This window comes from Deefgea tanakiae (assembly GCF_019665765.1).
Lineage (GTDB): Bacteria > Pseudomonadota > Gammaproteobacteria > Burkholderiales > Chitinibacteraceae > Deefgea > Deefgea tanakiae.
In genome coordinates this window covers 2,623,543-2,645,576 of sequence record NZ_CP081150.1, presented here as the reverse complement: position 1 = coordinate 2,645,576, position 22,034 = coordinate 2,623,543, and the positions used below count along the sequence as shown (strand labels likewise).

Sequence of the window (22,034 nt, the reverse complement as noted above, 5' to 3'; positions counted from 1 at the left end):
GTTTTTCGCTTGCAGTCTATCAGATGTAACAGGATTGGCGGTGTGACGATGTGGCGTAGCTGATTCAATGTTGTATCAGTGTTGCTTTATTATTGGTTTGTATCGCTGACTCTGAAAAGTACAAAGATCTAGTTTGGCCTTAAGTTTTTTTGGTTTTGATGCTGTATTGTTCGCTAGCCCTTGCTGATAAATACCTCTAGGGCAATACGTGTTCCGATGTAGCCAAGGAAAAGCAGGCCGAATCCTATCAGAGCCCAATTCGCTGCAAAGCGGCCGCGCCAGCCGTGGCTGACTCTGCCTATGAGTAGTGTGCCGAAGATCACCCAGGATGCCAGCGCAAAAATTGTCTTGTGCGAGAAGGAAAAAAATAAGCCGCTAGTCTGTTCTGAAAAAATACTACCGGTAATAAGCGCGGCCGTCAGTAAGGTAAATCCGGTGGCAACACAGCTAAACAGTAGTTTTTCTAGCGTTAGCAAGGGAGGGAGGGTACGGGCTAATATTTTCTTGCTGTTGTGGTGCAAGTTTTTATCGGAAAAGCGCATTAGAATGGCCACCGCCGCGGCATTGACGATCAGGCCTTGTGCAAGCATCGCGAGTAGAAAGTGACTGCGGGATAAGTTGTTTTGTGCGTAGCTGATGGCATGCCCAGTCGGTAAAATCATCGAAAGCAGCACAAAGCTGGCGATAAAGGCAAACAGCGGGGGTTCAAGCCCATCCAGTTTCCAGCGCAGTTTGCCCAATAAATAAACGTTTAAACTGAGCCAGGCCGTGAGGGATAAGGACTCTGCCGCGCCAAAGTGTAATTGCTGTTGGCTAAGGATGGGGAGGAGTACCGCCGCACCATGTGTAAAATACACCGCGAGCAGCAGGGCTTGCTCAGGCGCGCGCCGTGCGCTGCTGTGCCCAACAAGGCGAATTTGGCAAAAGTGCCAGCCGAGTAGCAGGTAAATGAGAAAGGTCAGTGGCGTAAGCAGGGTGAGCACGTCAATTCAGGGTAAAATGTCGATTGTTTAGTCTAACAGAGTCGGTGCCCACTCGGCATCAACCGCATTAAAGGTGTAACGCATGTTTGAAAATCTGTCTGGCCGTTTAGGTGGTGTCGTTAAAACGTTGCGCGGCAACGCCCGCTTGACTGAAGACAATATGAAGGATGCGCTGCGCGAAGTGCGCATGGCGCTACTTGAGGCCGATGTGGCATTGCCAGCGGTCAAGCAATTTATTGCTGATGTGAAAGTACGTGCTGAAGGTCAAGAGGTGGTTGGCAGCCTTACGCCGGGCCAAGCATTGATCGGTGTGGTGTACGAAGAACTCACTAAGCTAATGGGCGCACAAAATGATGCGCTGAATTTGGCCGCGGTGCCGCCGGCTGTGATTTTAATGGCGGGTTTGCAAGGTGCGGGTAAAACCACCACTTCGGGTAAGTTGGCCAAGCTATTAAAAGAAACGCAAAAGAAAAAAGTACTACTGGTTTCTGCTGATGTGTATCGTCCTGCTGCGATTGAGCAGCTTAAAACCTTAGCGGGTCAATTGACTGTCGATTGGTTTCCTTCTGATGTAACGCAAAAACCGGTTGATATTGCGCTGGCGGCGATTGATCATGCCAAACGCCATTTTTATGATGTGCTGATTGTCGATACTGCGGGTCGTTTGGCGGTAGACGAAGCAATGATGGCCGAGATTAAGGCCTTGCACGCCGCTGTTAACCCGATTGAAACCCTATTCGTTGTTGATGCGATGCAGGGGCAGGATGCGGTGAATGTGGCGCAGGCATTTAATGCCACGCTGCCGCTGACGGGTATTGTTCTCACCAAGATGGATGGTGATTCGCGCGGTGGTGCGGCTTTGTCGGTGCGCCATGTAACGGGTAAGCCGATTAAATTCTTGGGAACCGGTGAGAAGCTAACAGGGCTGGAGCCGTTCCATCCGGATCGGATGGCAAGTCGCGTCCTTGGCATGGGCGATGTGCTTTCTTTAATCGAAGATGTGAAGAACTCGGTCGACGAAGCTGAAGCGCTGAAAATGATGAAAAAGGTCAAATCCGGCAAGGGATTTGATCTGGAGGACTTTAAAACCCAAATTCAGCAAATGAAGAAAATGGGTGGTATGTCGGCTTTGATGGATAAATTGCCTGGCAATATGGCGGCGATGGCCGATAGCCAAGTTACTGACAAATCCGTTGCGCGGATTGAAGGCATTATCAATTCAATGACGCCGCTTGAACGCCGCAAGCCAGAGTTACTGAAAGCCAGTCGCAAACGCCGCATTGCGGCAGGTGCTGGCGTATCGGTGCAAGAAGTGAATCGTTTGCTCAAGCAATTTGAGCAAACCCAAAAAATGATGAAGCAATTCTCGGGTGGCGGCATGGCAAAAATGATGCGTGGCCTAAAAGGGATGATGCCAGGGATGTAAAGTGCGAGGCATGAGGAGTTTGTGTGGTTGGGTATTTGTCACTGGGCTTTATTTAGTGGTTGTTTGACTCGTATACCATCGCACTTGCACCTCACGCCTTTCACTTCCCCCCTCGCCGTTCAGAAGTTAATTGCCCATCATCCTTGCGGTGAAGTCTGATTTCTGGCAGAATCGCCGCCTTTCTGCTAATTACCAATATTGGGTTTTATTATGGTCGTGATTCGTCTAGCTCGTGGTGGCGCAAAAGATCGCCCGTTCTACAACATCGTTGTGACTGACTCGCGCAATCGCCGCGATGGTCGTTTCATCGAGCGCGTAGGTTTTTACAATCCTCAAGCCCGTGGCGCTGAAGAAACTGTACGTTTGACGCAAGATCGTCTGACTTACTGGCTCGGCGTTGGCGCACAGCCTTCTGACACTGTTGCTCGTTTGATCAAAAACGCAGCTAAGTAATCAGTGTTAAAAGATCAGAAGTCCTCAGCAGTTGCCACAGCAGTACCAGATGATCTGGTGTCGATGGGGTATGTGAATGGGGCTTTTGGCATTCAAGGCTGGATTAGTCTTGTTGCTGATACCGAAAGCGCCGATAGCCTGTTGGACTATCCAGTCTGGTGGCTAGGGCGTAACGGTGTTTTCCGCGCGTATACTGTGGTGGATTCGCATATGCAGCCTAAGAAATTGGGCGCAAAACTCGAAGGTGTCAATGACCGCGACGCGGCCTTTGCACTCAAAGGTAGCGAGATTTTTATCCCACGCAGCAGTATGCCGCCGGCGGCTGAAGGTGAATATTACTGGGCTGATTTAATCGGTTTAGTCGTAATTAACCAGCAAGATGAGCGCTTGGGTGTCATTGAGAAGCTGTTTGAAACCGGCGCGAACGATGTCATCGTGGTAAAAGACGAGGCAACTGAACGTCTGGTGCCCTTTGTTGGGCATGTGGTGCTGGATGTTAATCTTGAAACGCGTGTGATGCGCGTGGATTGGGGCTTGGATTATTAATCTCAAGCGCCAGGCTTGGTGTAGGCGTGCAAAAATTTGATGGCAAGGCGTCGAAGCCGCAGTCAGTACAATTGAGTACAGCCAGGCAAGACAACGAAGCAAGAAATTTTTTGCTTAAAGTATTAGGTTCGCATGCAATTTGATGTTGTCACGTTGTTTCCGGAAATGTTTGAAGCAATCAGTGCGCACGGGGTCACTCGGCGAGCTGTTGAAATCAACTTGATCGGGCTGACTACATGGAATCCGCGAACATACACAACAGATAACTATCATCGTGTCGATGATCGCCCCTTCGGTGGTGGTCCTGGGATGGTGATGTTGCCTGCTCCGTTGGATGAGGCTTTGGCTGCGGCTAAGCAACATCAGCGTGATGTAGGTTGTGTGCCACACACGATTTACCTGTCGCCGCAAGGCGCGCCGCTCACTCACAAGAAAGCTGAACAATTGGCGCAAATGCCCGGTTTGGTTTTGTTATGTGGTCGGTACGAAGGCGTTGATGAGCGTGTTATCCAGACGCAAGTCGATGAAGAAATTTCGGTCGGTGATTATGTATTGTCGGGTGGCGAATTGCCCGCGATGATTCTAATCGACGCGGTATCCCGCTTGATACCTGGTGTGCTCAATACCGCAGCCAGTGCAGTGGAAGATTCTTTTGTGGATGGGTTGCTGGATTGTCCGCATTACACCCGTCCCGAAAATTATCGCGGCATGATGGTGCCTGATGTCTTGATGTCGGGAAATCATGCAGCAATAAGGCGCTGGCGCCTGAAGCAGTCACTCGGTCGTACTTGGTTACGCCGTCCTGATTTGTTGCAAGGTCGTCAGTTAACTAAAGAGGAAGCTCGGCTTCTGGCTGAATTCAAAACTGAATATGCAGCACTCCCAAATCCTTAAAACTTGGGCAGAAGGTACGGTTTCACATACGGAGTAGTATCCAAATGAATTTGCTACAAATTCTTGAGCAAGAAGAAATTGCTCGTTTAAACAAAGCGATCCCTGATTTTGCACCTGGCGACACTGTTGTCGTTAGCGTAAAAGTGAAAGAGGGTACTCGTGAACGTCTACAGGCTTACGAAGGCATCGTTATTGCTAAGCGTAACCGTGGTCTAAACAGCGCGTTTATCGTGCGTAAAATTTCTTCTGGCATGGGTGTTGAGCGTACTTTCCAAACGTACTCTCCATTGGTTGCTGGTATCGAAGTTAAACGCCGTGGTGACGTTCGCCGCGCGAAACTGTACTACCTCCGTGATCGTTCAGGTAAATCTGCACGTATTAAGGAAAAATTGCCAGCTCGTAAAGTGGCTGCAGTTCAAGCGTAATCTCGCTTTAATTGCAACTGCATCGCTTGCTTGCTTTGCAGGTGACGAGAAAACCCCGCATGACTTGCGGGGTTTTTTGTTGTCTGGTGTATTGGGTATTGTGATGTAGTCATTGCTAAATAATATTTGCAATCAAATACCCTGTAGTAATGATTGTTTGGCCGCGCTGATGACCGCTTGGCTGAGTCGCTCTAATTTGGGTGATTGCACGCGCCAGCAATGCCAGTAAAGGTTGACGTCGGTGGGGTGAGCGGGTGCAAGGTCTACCAAACTGCCGCTGGCCAATAATTCCCGATATTGCAGCTCAGGCACCATGCCGTAGCCTAGCCCCAGCTGTATCGCCTGTAAAAATGCCTCGCTCGACGGCACGTAATGGCAGTGAATATGCTTGCTGGGTAAACCCAGTGAGTCGAGTAGGAAATTAGCTTGCAGTGCATCTTTACGGTTAAACACCATCAAAGGTGCCAAACGCGCCGCCTCGCGTTGTAGTCCGTGCGGAAAATAACGCGCCGCAAATTGTGGGTGCGCCAACAGGCGATAGCGCATGATACCCAGTGGTTCGGCACGGCAGCCGCGCAGCGCTTCGCTTTCGCTTGAAACGCCTGCTAGTGCGTGACCCGATTCTAAAAAAGTGTAGGTATGGTCTTGGTCGTCGACTGTGATGTCGAGTAACACACGCTCGGATATTAAAAAATCAGCTAGCGCCGGCAGTAGCCATGTGGCGAGCGTGTCGTGATTGACCACAATCGGTACGGTGAGGGCTTGATCCGCATCCAGCTCAGCAAAAAACTCACTTTCCAGTAAATGGCTCCGGCGAAGGTATTGCGCCAAGCGCTGCCCGGCGCGAGTGGGGCGGCAAGGGCGGGTGCGGTGGAGTAAAGGCGTGCCAAGTTGGCTTTCCAGCGCGCTCACGCGTTGCGAAATGGCCGATGCAGTCAGATGCAATTGCACTGCGGCTTGTTCAAAGCTGCCGCTATCGATGACTGCCAGCAGTGCTTCGCCCTTGCGGATGTCGAGCATGATCGACCCTATATTAAGAAAAATTAATCATTAATTAGAAATAATAAATCATATTTAGTTTTACGACAGTGTCCATGACAATCAGCTCAACACAAAACAGGTGAGTCATGATGATTGATTGGATGGTTTTTATTAAAGCGTTGGGTTTATGCGCGGCGCTGATTATGGCGATTGGCGCACAAAATGCGTATGTGCTACGGGTAGGGATTCAGCGCCAGCACTTAATGATGACGTTGGCGGTTTGTATTATATTGGATGCCTTGTTAATTGCTTTGGGCGTGCTGGGGATGGGCGCTTTGGTGCAGGCCTCGCCAATTTTGCTGGGCGCAGCACGCTGGGGCGGGGCGGCTTTTTTAATTTGGTATGGCTTGCGCAGTTGGACGGCTATTTTGCGTCGAGATACCGCGCTGGAAGTGGAACCTAGTGCAGCACCCATCAGCGCGAAGCGCGCGTTGATCACGATCTTGGCGATTTCGCTCCTCAATCCACACGTGTATTTGGATACCGTGGTGCTATTGGGCTCAATCGGCGGCAGTTATCCCGCTAGTTTGCAGCCGAGCTTTATTTTGGGCGCAGCGAGTGCGTCTTTACTTTGGTTTTGTGTGTTGGGTTTTGCCGCTCACGCGCTGTCACGCCATTTATCACGCCCTGCCGCTTGGCAGTGGATTGATGGCATTACCGGCGGCACGATGCTGTTTTTAGCGGGCACTTTGGTGCTTGCTTAATCGGGTAGCGCTTCAACCATGGCCTTGATTTTGATTGCCTTTTCAAAATGATCGAGTCGATGCGTTTGAATCCACCATGTTGCCGCTTCCATCAATAAAGTTGGATTTTCGTTTTTATTGGCAAAAAAGGCGTAAAACGATAAGCCAACCTCTTCGCCTTTTTGATCTATTTTTTGCTGGCAAACAGCGATGATTTTTTGTTTAAGCTGAGGTGTCATTTTGTCAGTTGAAGGGTATTTGCATGTGGTCTTTATTGAATAACGACTACATGCAAATACATCAGTAATTAATTTCAGGTGCAATTATTTCTGCGTAATCATACAGTGCGGCCAAAATCGCCTCGCCGCGTTCATCGGCGTCTTCCGACAGGCGATCAATTTCTTCGCTGTATTGTTCTAGTGTTCGCGCACCCGCGGCGCCATCAAACAGCTTGTCGCTACGCCATTGATCCCAACGCTGCATTTCTTGCTCGTTGAGGCTACTTGGGTAATTTCTAGCGCGGTAGCGGAAAAATAATTCTTCGAGTTGGCGGTCGTCAAAATGCGCTTGTTCGATGGCGAGTTTCTCTGGTGAGAGCGTGCGGATTCGATTGAGCGTGCGGCGGTCGGTGGGCGAAACAAAGCCACCATATAGATTGGCATCGACATCGGTTTTTTCGCTACTGGCTTCGCGTTTAAACACCTCGCGCCAAATCTCGGCTACATTGCTACCCGTCGCCAATTGCGCCGCATGTGCTTGAATCTGCGCCATATCGACGCCCCACAGTGCAGCTTGTTCGGCGCTCAGTGTTTTAAGGTTGCCGACCACAATCGGAGATTTGTTGGCATGAATGGTTTTGATCGGTAGGCGAGTTACGCCCTCGGGCAAGTCTGCTAGTTTGGTAAACATCCGTTCGCGCATCGTCGCTGCGTCGAGCGTAAACAATTCGCTTGGATCAAAAGCCAAATCCCACACGATGATTTCATTTTTATTGCTGGGGTGCATTGCGAGTGGCCAGACAATCGCTAAATTGCCGCGCTCTACGCCGTACATGCCAGAAATATGAATAAACGGTTTTGGATTGGCGAGATTGATCTCGTCGAAAACACGATCTTTTTTGCGCAGCGCCAGACAGAAATCAAACAGACGTGGCTGTTTCTCACGAATTAAGCGGGCCAGCGCAATTGTCGCGCGCACATCAGACAGTGCATCATGCGCTGCTTCGTGAACTAAGCCATTTGCCGCACTCAGCATTTCGAGCTTGAAACTCACCTTGCCTTCTTCATTGATCGGCCACTCAATCCCCGCTGGGCGCAGCGCATAGGTCGCGCGCACCACATCCAGTAAATCCCAACGCGAGCAATCATTTTGCCATTCACGCGCATACGGATCCATCAAATTGCGCCAGAACATGTATCGCGTTACTTCATCATCAAAGCGAATGGTGTTGTAACCAACGCCGATGGTGCCGGGCTGCGCGAGTTCGCGCTCGATCAGATGCGCAAATTGATTTTCTGGCACGCCTTTTTCTAGGCAAGTTTGCGGTGTGATGCCGGTGAGCAAGCAGGCAAACGGGTCGGGTAGAAAGTCATTGGCGGGTTGGCAATAGATCATCAGCGGTTCGCCGATTTCGTTCAGCTCACTGTCGGTACGAATACCTGCAAATTGGCTAGGGCGATCTAAGCGGGGTACTGCGCCAAAGGTTTCATAGTCATGCCAGAAAAAAGTAGTGCTCATTGTGGGCTTATCAATCAATTTTCAAGATTTCGTCATCATAACGGGAATGGCTGGGCTTTGGGTTGCTGATGAAAAAATGACGGCACAAATTGTGTGCTGGACTTGCGGTTTCCGAGGGTGATTGTGCTTATTGGTGAGCTGCGCCATGCGTGATCTATTTTGTATCTTTTTTATCTTTCATAAGAAATAAGGTCTAAATTGAAAATTTGTGGCGTTTCCTTGATGCTGGATTGACGCGATTGCCTTTGCGTTTTCGGTCGTTCATTTGGAATAAACTGATGCAACGCTTTTCGCTTTCTCTGCGCTATGTTTTGATCCTGTCCGTTTTGCTTGGGCTGATTGTGCCTTCGTGGCTGGCGTTTCAAATTGAGCGCAATGATTTGCAGCAGCGATTGATGCAAACGCAGCAGCAAGATCGAGATCGGCAAGCTGATTTGTTGGCGGATAGTTTACGAAACTCCCTGTGGAATTTTGAGCCTAAATTTGCCGCATCTCTAATTGATAACATTATGAAAGATCCGCAAATCACCTCGATTCGAGTCACTCGGTGGCCTGGAGGTGGTGTGTTTATCGAGCGGAGTAAGGCCAATCTTGCTATCGATTCTACGGTTGTTCGCGAGATTAAGCTCGAAAATGGCCGCATTGGGACGGTTACGGTTTCGGTGAATAACGTAGCCATTGAGCGTGCTATTGCAGAGGCGCAGCAACGATTTTTGTGGCGCACCGGCGGTATTGGGCTTGGTGCAATGCTGCTCATTTTATTGGTCTTGCACTGGCGGCTCACGCGCCCAATCAATCGCTTGGTGGTGCAGGCGGAGTCATTGGCAGGTGGGAACTTACAAGACGAGTTGACGTGGTTGCGCAATGATGAGCTGGGGCGAGTAGGGCATAGTTTAGAGAAAATGCGGCAGTCCTTAAGTCAGTTACTGGGTGAGTTACAGGGCTTGAATCTGGATTTGCGAACCGAGAATAGCCAACGGAAAACAGCTGAGGCGCAATTGGCCCGTTATGCCGAGGAGTTAGAGGACAGAGTCCATGAACGTACCTTGGCACTGTCCAATGTGAATGAAGAGTTGGCGGCAACCTTGGCGTCGCAGCGTGAAGCTGAGGCATCTTCACGTGCTGCGAAGGAAATGTTGGAGCGTCTCATCGATACGGCCAATGTGATGGTGGTGGGGGTGAATGCTGAAGGTCGAGTTGTTTTATTTAATAGCGTAGCAGAAGAAATTACAGGTTACGCTCGTCAGCAGGTTTTGGGGCACGTTTGGAGTCGCTTAGGGATCATACTTGAACCCGAGCAGTGGCAAGGTGACGGTGCTGACTTGAGTCAAATTGCCCTGCAGCACAATCAAAATATCCGCAGCTACTCTGGCCAAGTGCGCACCATTGACTGGCGTAATAGCGTGCAACAGCAGGTCACGCCGCAGGGTGTGGCTCTCATCTCGTTTGGATTGGATATTACGGATCGTTTGCGGATGGAGCAGGTCTTAGTTGAGGCTCGCGAAGTTGCCGATGCCGCCAATAAGAGCAAGAGCGAGTTTCTGGCCAATATGAGCCATGAAATCCGCACCCCAATGAATGCCATCATGGGGATGACCGACCTCGCGCTACGTACTGATTTAAGCGATAAGCAACGTAATTATCTAGAAAAAGTCAGCGTTGCAGCGGCTGGGCTGCTCGGTGTGATTAATGATGTTTTGGATTTTTCTAAAATCGAGGCGGGTAAGCTAAGTTTTGAAATGCGGGCGTTTTCACTTGAAAAAGTACTACATCACGTGGCTTCACTGTCGGCTGCTAAGTTGCATAGCAAAAATTTGGAATTGCTGTTTGATGTTGCACCCGAGATTCCCGATGGCTTAGTGGGGGATGAGTTGCGCCTTGGGCAGGTGCTACTGAATTTATTGAGTAATGCGATTAAATTTACCGAGACTGGCGAAATACAGTTACGCATCCGAAAAATCGACGGCGACATGTCCTCTATTCGATTGCGTGTGGAAGTTCAAGACACAGGAATTGGCTTAACGCCCGAGCAGCGGCAGCGCATGTTTCAGCCTTTTGAGCAGGCCGATGCTTCGACGACGCGTCGTTTTGGGGGAACTGGGTTAGGACTCTCAATTACCAAGAGCTTGGTGAACATGATGGGGGGCGAGGTTTCGGTCGAGAGCAAGCTGGGGGTTGGCAGTACCTTTATTTTTACGGCCTGCTTTGCGGTGCAGGCTGAGCAGCAGAGTCTTTCTCCTTTCGATTTTACTCAATTCAAACAGCTGCGTGTTTTAGTGGTGGATGACAACTCCACTGCCTGTCGAATTATGGACGAGATGTTGAGCTCGATGCAGATTCAGCATCAAGTCCTCGCCGAAGGTCAGGCAGCGCTGCTTGAATTGGCTGCGGCACAGGAGCGCGGAGAGCCTTATCACCTTGCTTTGATGGATTGGCAGATGCCGGGTCTTGACGGATTGGAGGTGTTGCGATGGATTCGTCAGCATGATGACATTGCCGATACCTTATCGGTCGTGATGGTGACTGCCTATAGTCGTGATGATTTAATAGATGCGGCAAAGGGCTTGCGAGTCGATGATATTTTAGAAAAACCGGTAAGCCCGTCAAAGTTACTCGATAGCATGATGCAAGTGATGGGGCATGGTCATGTACCATCACCACGGTTGCCGCAACAGCGTCAAAAGATAACGACTGCGCACCTTAGAGGCGCAAGTATTTTGCTGGTTGAGGATAACGAAGTGAATCAGGAGCTGGCTGTTGATATCCTCACTCAGGCAGGTATGAAGGTCGATGTGGCGAATAATGGACAAGAAGCGCTAAATCAATTGGCTGCACATCGCTATGACGCGGTATTGATGGATTGGCAAATGCCCATCATGGATGGTTTTGAAGCAACACGGCGCATTCGTGAGGACGCGCGGTTTGTCAATTTGCCGATTATTGCTATGACCGCGAATGCGATGGCGGGTGATCGCGAAAAGTGCCTGGCAGTGGGGATGAATGATCATTTGGGTAAACCGATTGCAGTGGATGAATTGATCGCTGTACTCGCTCGTTGGATTGGGCGTGATGGTGAGGTGCCGACGGAGGTGCCGCCTGAGCTTGCAATGCAAAAGGTAGCCAGTGTCGGGCAGCAAATTCCAGTTCTGCAAGGCGTGAATGTGGCGATGGCACTAGAGCGTTTACGTGGCAATGTCGGTCAATATCGACGCTTTTTAACTCGGTTTGTTGAGACGCAAAGTGATGTCGTAGAGAATCTGCAGCAATTGTGGTTGCAGGGGCGGCGTGATGATGCCGAGCGCTTGGCGCATACCTTGAGGGGCTTGGTGGCTTATATTGGTGCAGATGAATTGGTTCAAGCCGCCAAATCCATTGAACAGGCGATAAAAAATCACCACGATGAGCAAGTTGCTGGTTTGATCGCTGAGTTGGCCTATCCCGTGCAAGGTTTGTTGCAATCGATTCATTTACTGCCGGATGTGTCGATTTCTGCATCCGAAGAACTCACCAACGCATCTCCACCATTGCCCGCACAATTAAGTCACTTGGCCTCATTGCTGGCTCAAGATGATACGCAGGCAGTGGGATTGCTAACTCAAATTAATGCCGCATTGAGTGGACATCGAGGAGGGAGTGATTTTGTAAAAGTGAGTCAATTGATTCGTCAGTTTGAGATGGATCTCGCGCTTGTTGCACTTCAAGACTGGTGTCAATCTTATGGGCTTGTTTTGTCTGCGCTTGACGCATCGACTGAGCAGGGTGGTCGCATATGAGCGAGCGAGCAAGTATTTTAATCGTGGATGATGCGCCAGAGAATCTGGAGTATTTAAGCAGTATCTTGTCGCCGATCTATAAAGTACGCGCAGCGAGCAATGGGGATCGAGCGCTGGCGATTGTGATGTCGGAAACGCCGCCAGATTTAATCCTGCTGGATATTATGATGCCAGGTATTGATGGCTATGAAGTTTGCCGTCAAATAAAAGCCAGCCCTTTGCGACGTAGTATTCCCATTTTATTTGTCACGGCCTTGGGCGAGGAAACAGAGGAGGCGAAGGGCTTGGCAATGGGGGCGGAGGATTACATTAGCAAACCCTACAGTGCCTCGATTGTGTTGGCTCGTGTTAATACTCAGTTGGTAATCAATACGCAATCACGCGAATTGGAATGCGCAAATGCGGCGCTATCGCATACGCTGGCCCATTTGCAGCAAACTCAGTCTGAGCTGGTCGAGAATCAAAAATTGGCCGCATTGGGGCGTATGGTGGCGGGGTTGGCGCATGAGCTTAATACTCCGATTGGTATTGCGCTGACCACCTGTACGGCGATGGGGAGTTGGGTACGGACGCTGTCCAATTCGATCGAACAGGGAGGGTTGAAACGATCTTCGTTGCTTGATTATCTACAGCACACCAGTGAGGCGAGCGAAGTCCTTGAGCGCGCCTTAAATCGTTGCGCCTATCTGGTTGAAAGCTTTAAAAAATTGACCATTCGGGATGAGGACGCGGTATTTAGTACATTTGACTTGTCAGATATGGTCACCATGGCCTGTTATCCAGTTTCTGATTTGTTGCAAGCTGAGGGTATTCAACTACAAATTCACGTAGCTCCGATCCAAATGTTGAGTTGCCCCATGTTGATTGTCGATGTATTCAATCATTTAATCAGAAACGCGAAAGAGCATGCGTTTATCGACCAAGTACAGCCCTTGATTTGTATCGAGGCTGCGGCTAGAGATGGCTTGGTTACGATTTCCGTTAGCGATAACGGTTGCGGTATCCCTGAGGCGCTACAAGATCGAATCTTTGAGCCGATGTTTACAGTGACGCTGGGTAATGGCGGGTTGGGGCTTGGGCTGAGTATTGTCTGGGATATTGTCACCAATCGCTTAGGTGGTTCAATTCGAGTGCAAAATCAGCTCGGCGGCGGTTGTCGTTTTGTGATGGTTTTGCCGCAGGAGTTAAAGCCCTCGGCTAATGCGTTGTGAGTAGGGCCGTGTTTATGGCTCTGTGTCTTTCAATACTCGCTGCAGGCAATCAATTGAAGTTCATATTTAGAAGCGTTGTTGCACAAACTAGATCTCGGTCAAGCGCCCCCAAACCCCAGACGGATTTATCCCACATGCATCGTTGTCGGTGTGCCTAGCGGTGCGAAGCGATTGAAAGATTGCTGCACTCATTTGCAACTCCGCCACCTGACGATCAAAGTCTCGTGCCATTACTCGCTCACCTAATAATTTAAAGCTGCGCACTTTAGTTTCTAGCGTTAATGTTGGCAGCCCGGCCCGCATTGGTGTGGCACTGGGCTGGTTTGAGTTGTGCCACTGCTGGCCGTTTTGAGTGCGATGCTGACAGCGCTGAGTTGTTTTTGATATTGCTCTACATGACAGGCAGGGCATGTGGCGAGGGGGGCATCACTCATTTTTTGTAAGTGATCGCCTTGGTGACCACATTCAGCGCAGCGATAAGCATAAATCGGCATGGCTCAACTTCCCTATTGAATTTCTACTTAGCTTAACTCAAAAGTGTAGGCCGATACAGGATAGTGAAATCTTGAATGGCTTGGTTAGCGCAAATCCGCTATAAGTGGCTTTTGCATATTTGGCAGGTTTAAAGTGATGCTCAGTCAGCAGCTCACCCTTGTTTTGCTTTTGTTGCAGCAAACTTGCGTCTTTTTGGTGATCGCTTGGTTGTTGGCGCGCACGCCTTTGTTCACGCCCTTGATGCAGGTGACGATCCGTTTGCCACACAAGCTGACTTGTTACTTGGTGTTTTCTGGTTTTTGTATCTTGGGTACGCAGCTGGGTCTAAAAGTGGATGACTCAATCGCCAATATTCGCGCGATTGGTGCCGTGTTGGGTGGTTTGCTCGGTGGGCCATCGGTTGGTTTGGCGGTGGGATTTACCGGTGGATTTCATCGCTATACCTTGGGTGGCCCCACTGATCTTGCCTGCATGATTTCAACGATTTGCGAAGGTTTGTTTGGCGGCGCGGTACATCGAGTGCTAATTCGCCGTGGCCGTGTTGATCTCTTATTTCAGCCCATGCTGGTGGGTTCAGTCGCTTTGGTTGCGGAAATGATGCAGATGCTAATTATTTTAGCGGTGACGCGTCCTTGGAGTACGGCGCTTTCCGTGGTGAGTCATGTTGCATTGCCGATGTTGGTCGCCAATAGCGTCGGCGCCGCATTGTTTATGCGTCTTTTACTGGATCGGCGTGCATTGGCAGAGCAGTTTTCGAATGCGTTTTCGGCACATGCGCTGAGGATCGCCGCGCGTACCGAAGGTGTGCTGCGCGCCGGTTTTAATGAAGCCAATTCAATGAAAGTCGCGCGGATCATTTCAGAGGAAACCGGCGTGGGCGCGGTGGCGATTACCGATAGGGAAAAATTGCTAGCGTTTACTGGAACGGGCTCCGACCACCATTTGCCCGGTACGCCGATTACCTCGCAGCACACATTGCACGCGATTCGTGATAATCGGGTGGTGTACGCCGATGGGAATGAAGTGGCCTACCAATGTTCAATTCATGCGGATTGTCGCTTGGGCTCGACCTTGGTGATTCCTTTGCAAGACGCCGACGATCAAGTGATCGGCACGATTAAGCTGTATGAGCCCAAGGGGCGCCTGTTTGCCAAACTCAATCGCACCTTGGGTGAGGGTATCGCGAAGCTATTGTTGCGGCAAATTTTAACTGGGCGAATTGAGGCGCAGCGCGCCTTGCTGGCACAGTCCGAAATTAAACTGCTGCATGCACAAGTGAATCCGCATTTTTTATTTAATGCGCTCAATACACTGAATGCCGTGATTCGAATTGATCCTGATCGTGCTCGCACCTTGGTGCAGCATTTATCAACCTTCTTCCGTAAAAATCTCAAACGACCCGATGAGGTGGTCGCCTTAGCCGATGAGCTTGAGCACATCAACGCTTATTTACAGATTGAGCTGGCGCGCTTTGGTGACCGCTTGAATGTGGCGGTGGAGATTGACCCCGTCTTTTTGCAAGTGCGCTTGCCTGCATTCTCGCTACAGCCCTTGGTTGAGAACGCGATTAAGCATGGCACTTCACAGCTTTTGGGTATGGGTCAGCTGACCTTGTCGGCCGAGCTTGGCAGCCGCGCCAACACATTGCTGCTGCATGTAGAAGACAATGCAGGGCTATTTGAGCCCAGCCGAAAAAGTAGTGATGGCATGGGCATGAGTTTGGTTGATCGCCGCCTGAAAGCGCGGTTTGGCCCTGAATATGGCCTGAGTGTTGAGAAAATCCCCGATCAATTTACCCGCATCACTTTGACGCTGCCCCTAACAGAGGAAATTGCATAATGCGTGCCTTGATTGTTGATGATGAGCCGCTCGCTCGTGATGAGCTACGCAGCTTATTGCTTGCAGAAGGCATTGAGGTCGTTGGCGAGGCGAGCCATGCCATCGAAGGCATGCAATTAATTAATCAACTGCGGCCTGAGGTAGTTTTTCTTGATATTCAGATGCCGCGAATTTCTGGCCTGGAGATGGTGGCTATGCTCGACCCTGAGCGGCAACCCTTGATTGTGTTTGTGACTGCGTATGATGAGCATGCAGTGAAAGCATTTGAAGAGCAGGCGTTTGATTATTTGCTTAAGCCTGTTGAAGCGCTGCGTTTGGGTAAAACACTGGCGCGATTAAGAAAATCGCAAGGGAGTGCGCCCGATTACGGTGCCTTGGCGCCACGAGAAGCGCTAAAGCAATTGCCTTGCCATCGGCATGATCGGATTGTGTTGCTGCCAATTGATGAGCTTGAGTTTGTCACCGCGCGTTTGTCTGGTGTGTATTTGGTTGGTCGAGAAGGTCATGAGCATTTCACTGAACTCACACTGAAAACATTGGAAGAAAAAACCAAGCTATTGCGTTGCCATCGTCAGCATTTGGTGAATCCAGACAAAATCGCTGAAATTGTCTTGCTCGATGGTGGTGGTGCCGAGTTACTCACGCGTGGTGGATTGAGCGTGCCGGTGAGTCGGCGTTATTTAAAGTTACTGAAAGAGAAGTTGGGGGTATTTGCCTAAAGACCATTTTAAATGGTAACTGGATGAAAATACCCTCCATTTATTATTGTTTGTCTAATTTTTGCGCTAAATCAATACCGCTGCCGCTGAAGTGCGTTTCATCGCCGCTTAAATTCCCCAGTAACCGCTCCCTCAGTTCCGTACGCACTCTTCGTCGTACTCGGCATAGCATGGGTTTGTCATAAACTATCCCCCGAGGTTTGTCATGAACTCAATTAAGCAGTGGGGCGTCTGGATGCTCATCGCGCTGGTGGGCGCGTTCTCCTTCGCTATGCTGGCGCTATCGCGCGGCGAACACGTCAATGCGGTGTGGTTGGTGTTGGCGGCAATTAGCTGCTACAGCATCGCCTATCGTTTTTATTCCAAATTTATCGCAGAAAAAGTATTTGAGTTGGACGATACGCGGCTTACGCCTGCGGTGCGTCGTAATGATGGCTTGGATTATGTTCCCACTAATAAATGGGTGCTGTTTGGCCATCATTTTGCGGCAATCGCGGGTGCGGGGCCGCTCGTTGGGCCGATTTTAGCGGCTCAGATGGGCTTTTTGCCGGGCACGATTTGGATCTTGGTCGGCGTGATGCTGGCTGGTGCCGTACAAGATTTCTTGATTTTATTCATCTCAACGCGTCGCGATGGACGTTCTCTCGGCGAAATGGCCAAACAAGAGTTGGGTACGATTCCTGGCTTTATTGTGATGGTCGGCGCATTGGGCGTGATGATTATCATCTTGTCTGCGCTCGCGCTGGTGGTCATTAAAGCCTTGGCGGAAAGCCCATGGGGCGTGTTTTCGATTGCGGCGACGATTCCAATTGCCTTGTTTATGGGCATCTATATGCGCTATATCCGCCCGGGCCGTATTGGTGAAATCTCGGTAGTCGGTTTTGTGTTGATGATGGCGGCGATTATTTATGGTGGCGACATTGCGGCGCATCCATATTGGGGCCCATTTTTCACGATGACCGGTCCGCAATTGACTTTTGCGCTGGTGCTGTACGGCTTTATCGCTTCGGCTTTGCCAGTGTGGCTCTTGCTAGCGCCGCGTGATTATTTGTCGACCTTCCTCAAAATCGGTGTGATTGCGGGTTTGGCGATTGGGATTGTGTTTGCAGCACCTGAACTCAAAATGCCAGCGGTGACGCGTTTTATCGATGGCTCTGGCCCGGTTTTCTCTGGCTCATTGTTCCCATTCTTGTTTATTACGATTGCCTGCGGGGCCATCTCCGGCTTTCATGCCTTGGTGGCATCAGGCACAACGCCAAAACTGATTGAGAAAGAAAGCCATATGCGTGCAATTGGCTATGGTTCGATGTTGTGCGAGTCATTCGTGGCCATCATGGCGCTGATTTGTGCTTCTGTGCTCGATCCGGGTATTTATTTTGCGATGAATTCGCCAGCGGCAGTGATTGGTACCACCGTAGAGAGCGCTTCTACCGTCATTAATGGCTGGGGCTTTTTGATTACGCCAGAGGTACTCACGCAAATCGCTAAAGACGTCGGTGAGCATTCGATTTTATCGCGTGCAGGTGGCGCACCAACGTTTGCAGTCGGTATGGCACATATCATTTCTGATATTTTTGGCAGCAAAGCCATGATGTCGTTCTGGTATCACTTTGCGATTCTGTTTGAAGCCTTATTTATTCTGACTGCCGTCGATGCCGGTACCCGTGCTTGCCGCTTTATGGTGCAAGACACGGTGGGGGTATTTATTCCAGGCATGGCACGAAGCACTTCGTGGGCGGGCAATATGCTGGGAACGGCGGTCGCCGTTTCGGGCTGGGGTTTCTTTGTGTACCAAGGCGTGACTGATCCACTGGGCGGCATCAATACGCTGTGGCCGCTATTTGGGATTGGCAATCAAATGTTGGCGTCAATGGCGCTGCTGCTTGGTACGGTGGTGCTGTTTAAGATGAAGAAAGAGCGCTATGTATGGGTGACGTTGCTGCCTACTACATGGCTATTTATTACGTCGATGACGGCGGGTTGGCAGAAAATCTTCCATGAAAACCCAAAAATTGGTTTTCTCGCCCAAGCGAATCGTTTCCAAAATGCCATTGCCGATGGCACCTTGCTGGCACCGGCTAAGAGCATCGCGGATATGGAGCGAATTGTATTTAACAATCAAATCAATGCGGGTTTGTGCGCCTTCTTTATGTTGGTCGCAGTAACGATGTTGATTGCAACGATTGTTCACGTTCGGAAAGCACTTGGCCATGCTCATCCAACCGTGAATGAAATTGGTGGAGAGCTGCAGATCGAGGGCAGTCGTGCTTGATCTGAGCTTTTTGCTCCCAGCCTCTGCCCGCGCTGCGCGGGTAGAGTTGAGCGATGAGACGTTTCAGGATGAATATGATCGCTACGTGGCCGAACAGCGACTCACGAATCCCTATGGCGTCTTGATGAGCCCAGATGATTTCAGGCGCTATAGCTTGGGGTCGAACTGGCTCACAGGGCTGAAAGATACGGCGCAAAAAGTGGTGCAAACGTGCCGCCTTATGGTTGGTATTCATGATTATGAATATTATCTAGACCATATGCGCAGTCAGCATCCCGGTGCGAAACCGTTTACCCGCGATGAGTTTTACCGCTATTGTTTGGATGCTCGCTTCCCGAGCGCCGGCAATGTCAATAAATGCCCATGCTAAACGGTTAAACCAATGAGCGTATTGCAGCATGGCTGCGTACGCTCATTTTTTATGCTTGGATGAATCGTATGAAAGTAACTTGCATCGTCGAGCAGCCTCGCAATGAGCCCTATCGGGTTCGGTATGAGCCCAGTGCGAAGGCGTTTATCAAAACAGAATTTATTTCATTAATGCATGCCAGAGATTTCATGGGCGTGTATGGCTGGGTTGCTGACAGTGGCACACCTCCAGATCCGCATTTTGATATTTTGATCGCAACGAATGAAGACTTTGCGGCTGGCGAGGTTATCGACGCGCACGTCTGTGGTATGTATCTAAGGGAGGATGGTGACCATAAATTGCTCGCGCTGGCTGATGACGTGATTCGTGCAAATGGGGTGAGTGAGATTTGCTTGTCTCAGTTACCTGAAGTGCTGCGTTCTAACTTCTTGGGCGTGTACCCATATTTAAATTTGGGGGAGGCGTGGCTCAACGCGGCAGAAGCCATCCAGTTTTTGCACAGCAATTTAGCAACGTCAGGTGATTAGTTTGGCCGATGTGATGCCGTGCCATATCTCAATGGGAGATTAAATAGCGAAACGTAAAACAGCGTACGTATTGTTACGGTCTTCTTGGCGGTACGCGTGCTTGAGCACAAAGGGCTTACAAGGGTGTTGACGCCGACCGAAAATTGACCCACTACAGCTAGTTATACCGATCCAAAATTGACCCAGGTGCTCTACTTATTCTGCTTAATTCTTGAGCAGAGGATAAAAGGTGATCACCATGGAAATGATTGGCAAAATCCGCAGGATGTATTTTCGCGATAATCTATCGCTGCACGAAATCACCAAGCGCACCGGTCTGGCGCGCAACACCATCCGGACTTGGATTCGTAAGCCAACCTCGAAGTCTGAACCGCAATATATCCGGCAGCATAAGCCCGGCAAACTCACTCCATTTCACGCCACTTTAGAACGTGCGCTCACTGCCGATTCATTCCGTGCCAAACAGAATCGTCGCACCGCCAAAGCGTTGTTCGAGCAGATCCAAGCTGAGGGCTATTCGGGGGGTTATAGCGGCGTCACCGATTTCGTTCGTGCTTGGCGTGGCAAAGCTGGTAAAGCCCCGCAAGGCTTTGTGCCCTTGCAGTTTGCTTTGGGTGAAGCCTTTCAATTTGATTGGAGCGAAGAGAATCTCCTTATCGGTGGCATTTATCGCCGCATTCAAGTTTCCCATATGAAGTTGTGTGCCAGTCGCGCTTTCTGGCTGGTCGCTTATCCCAGCCAAGGTCATGAAATGTTATTTGATGCGCATGCCCGCTCCTTTGTCGCTCTAGGTGGCGTGCCACGACGCGGCATTTACGACAATATGAAGACCGCTGTTGATAAGGTACTCAAGGGCAAAGGGCGTATTGTGAATGCCCGTTTCTCTGTGATGTGCGCGCACTACTTGTTTGATCCCGACTTCTGCAATGTCGCCTCTGGTTGGGAAAAAGGCGTCGTTGAAAAGAATGTGCAAGATAGTCGGCGACGCATTTGGCTTGAAGCGCAAAGCATTAAATTCAGTCACTTTGAAGCGCTGAATGCCTGGCTGGCCGAACGTTGTCGTGCCTTGTGGGACGAACTCAAACATCCTGAGTTCAAAGGGTTAAGCATTGCTGAAATGTTGGAGCAAGAGCGACTGGCAATGATGCCGATGCCGACCCCGTTTGATGGTTACGTTGAGCATCTGGCTCGAGTTTCCAGTACGTGTTTGATCAGCGTAGCGTGCAATCGATATTCAGTTCCTTGTGAATGGGCGCGTCAGCGCGTAAGTGTTCGGTTGTACTCAACACAAGTGGCGATTGTGGTGAACGATGAAATCGTGGCTTGCCATCATCGTCTGCCGGCAAAACATCAGGTCAGTTTCGATTGGCAGCATTACATTCCACTGATCAGTCGCAAGCCTGGTGCATTACGCAATGGTGCGCCATTTACAGAGATGCCAACGGCGTTGTTGCGGCTGAAACAAGGATTGTTAAGGCGCAACGGTGGTGACAAAGTAATGGCACAAGTGTTGGCCACCGTTCCGGTGGCCGGATTGGATGCCGTGCTCGTTGCAGTTGAGTTGGTCTTAGAATCAGGAGTCATCAGCATTGAACACATTCTGAATGTGGTCGCGCGCTTGAATGATCCACCTGCTACAGCCAGTGCCGAAACTGCTTTGCAGTTAGGGGATGCACCGCAAGCGAATACGGAGCGCTATGACCGTCTGCGTGAAGCTTCCGAGCCTACCGCTGCGAGTGAGGGAGCCAATCATGCGTGACATTACCGCGGAACTCAAAGCCTTGCGCTTGCACGGTATGGCGGGCGCTTGGGTTGATTTAAAAGCTCAAAGTGGTTTGGCTATAGATACCTCGGGCTGGCTGATTGAACATTTACTCCAAGCAGAAAACACCGACCGTGGTCTGCGTTCGATTCATCATCAAATGGCTGCGGCTAGATTCCCTGTACATCGAGACTTGGCGGGTTTCGACTTTAGTGTGTCGAAAGTGGATCAAGCCCTCGTTGGGCAACTGGCGACGCTGGCTTTTACGGAAACCGCACAAAACGCCGTGTTGATTGGTGGTCCGGGCACTGGAAAAACACATCTGGCCACTGCGATGGGGATTGGGGGGATTACACGGCATGGCAAGCGGGTGCGTTTTTACTCAACGGTTGATCTGGTCAATCTACTGGAAAAAGAAAATCGAGAAGGTAAAGCTGGGCGAACCGCACTGGCGCTAATGCGAGTGGATGTGGTGATTCTGGATGAACTGGGCTACTTGCCCTTCAGCCAAGCCGGTGGCGCATTGCTGTTTCACTTGCTGTCGAAGCTGTACGAACACACCAGCGTGATCATCACGACCAATCTGAACTTCTCGGAATGGTCGAGTGTCTTTGGTGATGCCAAGATGACAACGGCGCTATTGGATCGACTCACCCATCATTGTCATATTGTTGAAACAGGGAATGATTCCTATCGTTTCCAGCACAGCAGTATGGCGGCGAAATCGAAGATCAAACAGCGGGAGCAAAGTAAGAAAGATGAACTGAGTAGGGAAGCGGAACCGTTCTAAGTTGAAAATGAAGGTGTAAAAATAGCGGGCGAACTGCCCGCTAATTGCTAGACTTACCCACAGTTGCTCCGTTAAAAAGCAACGCTCA

20 protein-coding genes and 1 pseudogene are annotated in these 22,034 nt (G+C 50.2%); 15 read left to right on the top strand and 6 right to left on the bottom strand.

Going from position 1 to position 22,034, the window contains the following annotated elements; genetic code table 11:
- Positions 1–173: 173 nt before the first annotated feature.
- Positions 174–983, bottom strand: a complete 810-nt coding sequence (locus K4H28_RS12250) for a cytochrome C assembly family protein (RefSeq protein ID WP_221005456.1) — start codon at positions 981–983, stop codon at positions 174–176.
- An 82-nt stretch (positions 984–1,065) separates the two neighbouring features.
- On the opposite strand from K4H28_RS12250, the gene ffh reads away from it, so the two are divergent.
- The 5 genes from ffh to rplS all read left to right on the top strand — a co-directional run bounded on the left by ffh (position 1,066) and on the right by rplS (position 4,727).
- Positions 1,066–2,409 (top strand): signal recognition particle protein, encoded by a 1,344-nt coding sequence (ffh, locus tag K4H28_RS12245; RefSeq protein ID WP_221005455.1) that lies wholly within the window; start codon positions 1,066–1,068, stop codon positions 2,407–2,409.
- A 210-nt stretch (positions 2,410–2,619) separates the two neighbouring features.
- Positions 2,620–2,862 carry a 30S ribosomal protein S16 gene (rpsP, locus tag K4H28_RS12240; RefSeq protein WP_221005454.1) on the top strand — a complete coding sequence of 81 codons (243 nt, stop codon included), beginning with the start codon at positions 2,620–2,622 and terminating at the stop codon, positions 2,860–2,862.
- Positions 2,863–2,865: 3 nt separating this feature from the next.
- Positions 2,866–3,408 (top strand): ribosome maturation factor RimM, encoded by a 543-nt coding sequence (gene rimM / locus K4H28_RS12235; protein ID WP_308443447.1) that lies wholly within the window; start codon positions 2,866–2,868, stop codon positions 3,406–3,408.
- Between the two features lie 132 nt (positions 3,409–3,540).
- Positions 3,541–4,302, top strand: coding sequence for a tRNA (guanosine(37)-N1)-methyltransferase TrmD (trmD, locus tag K4H28_RS12230; RefSeq protein WP_221005453.1), 762 nt, complete (start codon positions 3,541–3,543; stop codon positions 4,300–4,302).
- 44 nt (positions 4,303–4,346) lie between these two features.
- Entirely contained in the window at positions 4,347–4,727 is a 381-nt protein-coding gene (gene rplS / locus K4H28_RS12225) for a 50S ribosomal protein L19 (protein ID WP_221005452.1), read from the top strand.
- 132 nt (positions 4,728–4,859) lie between these two features.
- Here the strand turns inward: rplS and K4H28_RS12220 are convergent, their stop codons facing one another.
- The gene (locus K4H28_RS12220) at positions 4,860–5,747 is read right to left on the bottom strand and encodes a LysR family transcriptional regulator ArgP (RefSeq protein WP_221005451.1); all 888 of its coding nucleotides are present in this window, start codon (positions 5,745–5,747) and stop codon (positions 4,860–4,862) included.
- Positions 5,748–5,854: 107 nt separating this feature from the next.
- Here K4H28_RS12220 and K4H28_RS12215 point away from each other — a divergent pair, with 107 nt between their 5' ends.
- The gene (locus K4H28_RS12215) at positions 5,855–6,472 is read left to right on the top strand and encodes a LysE/ArgO family amino acid transporter (RefSeq protein WP_255573520.1); all 618 of its coding nucleotides are present in this window, start codon (positions 5,855–5,857) and stop codon (positions 6,470–6,472) included.
- On the opposite strand, the gene K4H28_RS12210 is transcribed toward K4H28_RS12215, so the two are convergent.
- Both K4H28_RS12210 and sbcB read right to left on the bottom strand, forming a co-directional pair.
- A complete protein-coding gene (locus K4H28_RS12210; protein WP_221005450.1) occupies positions 6,469–6,690 on the bottom strand; it encodes a DUF6500 family protein in 222 nt (73 codons plus the stop codon). The genes K4H28_RS12215 and K4H28_RS12210 overlap by 4 nt on opposite strands.
- Positions 6,691–6,751: 61 nt before the next feature.
- The gene (gene sbcB, locus K4H28_RS12205) at positions 6,752–8,188 is read right to left on the bottom strand and encodes an exodeoxyribonuclease I (RefSeq protein ID WP_221005449.1); all 1,437 of its coding nucleotides are present in this window, start codon (positions 8,186–8,188) and stop codon (positions 6,752–6,754) included.
- A 278-nt stretch (positions 8,189–8,466) separates the two neighbouring features.
- On the opposite strand from sbcB, the gene K4H28_RS12200 reads away from it, so the two are divergent.
- Positions 8,467–11,961: a response regulator gene (locus tag K4H28_RS12200; protein ID WP_221005448.1), complete on the top strand. Its 3,495-nt coding sequence runs from the start codon at positions 8,467–8,469 to the stop codon at positions 11,959–11,961.
- Entirely contained in the window at positions 11,958–13,172 is a 1,215-nt protein-coding gene (locus K4H28_RS12195) for a sensor histidine kinase (RefSeq protein WP_221005447.1), read from the top strand. The genes K4H28_RS12200 and K4H28_RS12195 overlap by 4 nt, the downstream gene beginning before the upstream one ends.
- A gap of 125 nt (positions 13,173–13,297) precedes the next feature.
- On the opposite strand, the pseudogene K4H28_RS12190 reads toward K4H28_RS12195, so the two are convergent.
- Positions 13,298–13,448: pseudogene (locus K4H28_RS12190) on the bottom strand (IS5/IS1182 family transposase); the annotation flags it as partial.
- A gap of 2 nt (positions 13,449–13,450) precedes the next feature.
- A complete protein-coding gene (locus K4H28_RS12185; RefSeq protein ID WP_221005446.1) occupies positions 13,451–13,666 on the bottom strand; it encodes an FmdB family zinc ribbon protein in 216 nt (71 codons plus the stop codon).
- A gap of 136 nt (positions 13,667–13,802) precedes the next feature.
- Here K4H28_RS12185 and K4H28_RS12180 point away from each other — a divergent pair, with 136 nt between their 5' ends.
- The 7 genes from K4H28_RS12180 to istB all read left to right on the top strand — a co-directional run bounded on the left by K4H28_RS12180 (position 13,803) and on the right by istB (position 21,946).
- Positions 13,803–15,506, top strand: a complete 1,704-nt coding sequence (locus K4H28_RS12180; RefSeq protein ID WP_221005445.1) for a sensor histidine kinase — start codon at positions 13,803–13,805, stop codon at positions 15,504–15,506.
- Positions 15,506–16,225: a two-component system response regulator BtsR gene (gene btsR / locus K4H28_RS12175; RefSeq protein ID WP_255573519.1), complete on the top strand. Its 720-nt coding sequence runs from the start codon at positions 15,506–15,508 to the stop codon at positions 16,223–16,225. The genes K4H28_RS12180 and btsR overlap by 1 nt, the downstream gene beginning before the upstream one ends.
- 205 nt (positions 16,226–16,430) lie before the next feature.
- Entirely contained in the window at positions 16,431–18,497 is a 2,067-nt protein-coding gene (locus tag K4H28_RS12170; RefSeq protein ID WP_221005444.1) for a carbon starvation CstA family protein, read from the top strand.
- Positions 18,490–18,867: a YbdD/YjiX family protein gene (locus K4H28_RS12165; protein WP_255573518.1), complete on the top strand. Its 378-nt coding sequence runs from the start codon at positions 18,490–18,492 to the stop codon at positions 18,865–18,867. Before K4H28_RS12170 ends, K4H28_RS12165 begins: the two co-directional genes overlap by 8 nt.
- 68 nt (positions 18,868–18,935) lie before the next feature.
- Positions 18,936–19,394, top strand: coding sequence for a hypothetical protein (locus K4H28_RS12160; protein WP_221005443.1), 459 nt, complete (start codon positions 18,936–18,938; stop codon positions 19,392–19,394).
- Positions 19,395–19,632: 238 nt separating this feature from the next.
- Entirely contained in the window at positions 19,633–21,153 is a 1,521-nt protein-coding gene (gene istA / locus K4H28_RS12155; protein ID WP_221005442.1) for an IS21 family transposase, read from the top strand.
- Positions 21,146–21,946 carry an IS21-like element helper ATPase IstB gene (gene istB / locus K4H28_RS12150; protein WP_221005441.1) on the top strand — a complete coding sequence of 267 codons (801 nt, stop codon included), beginning with the start codon at positions 21,146–21,148 and terminating at the stop codon, positions 21,944–21,946. The genes istA and istB overlap by 8 nt, the downstream gene beginning before the upstream one ends.
- The last annotated feature ends 88 nt before the right edge of the window (positions 21,947–22,034 follow it).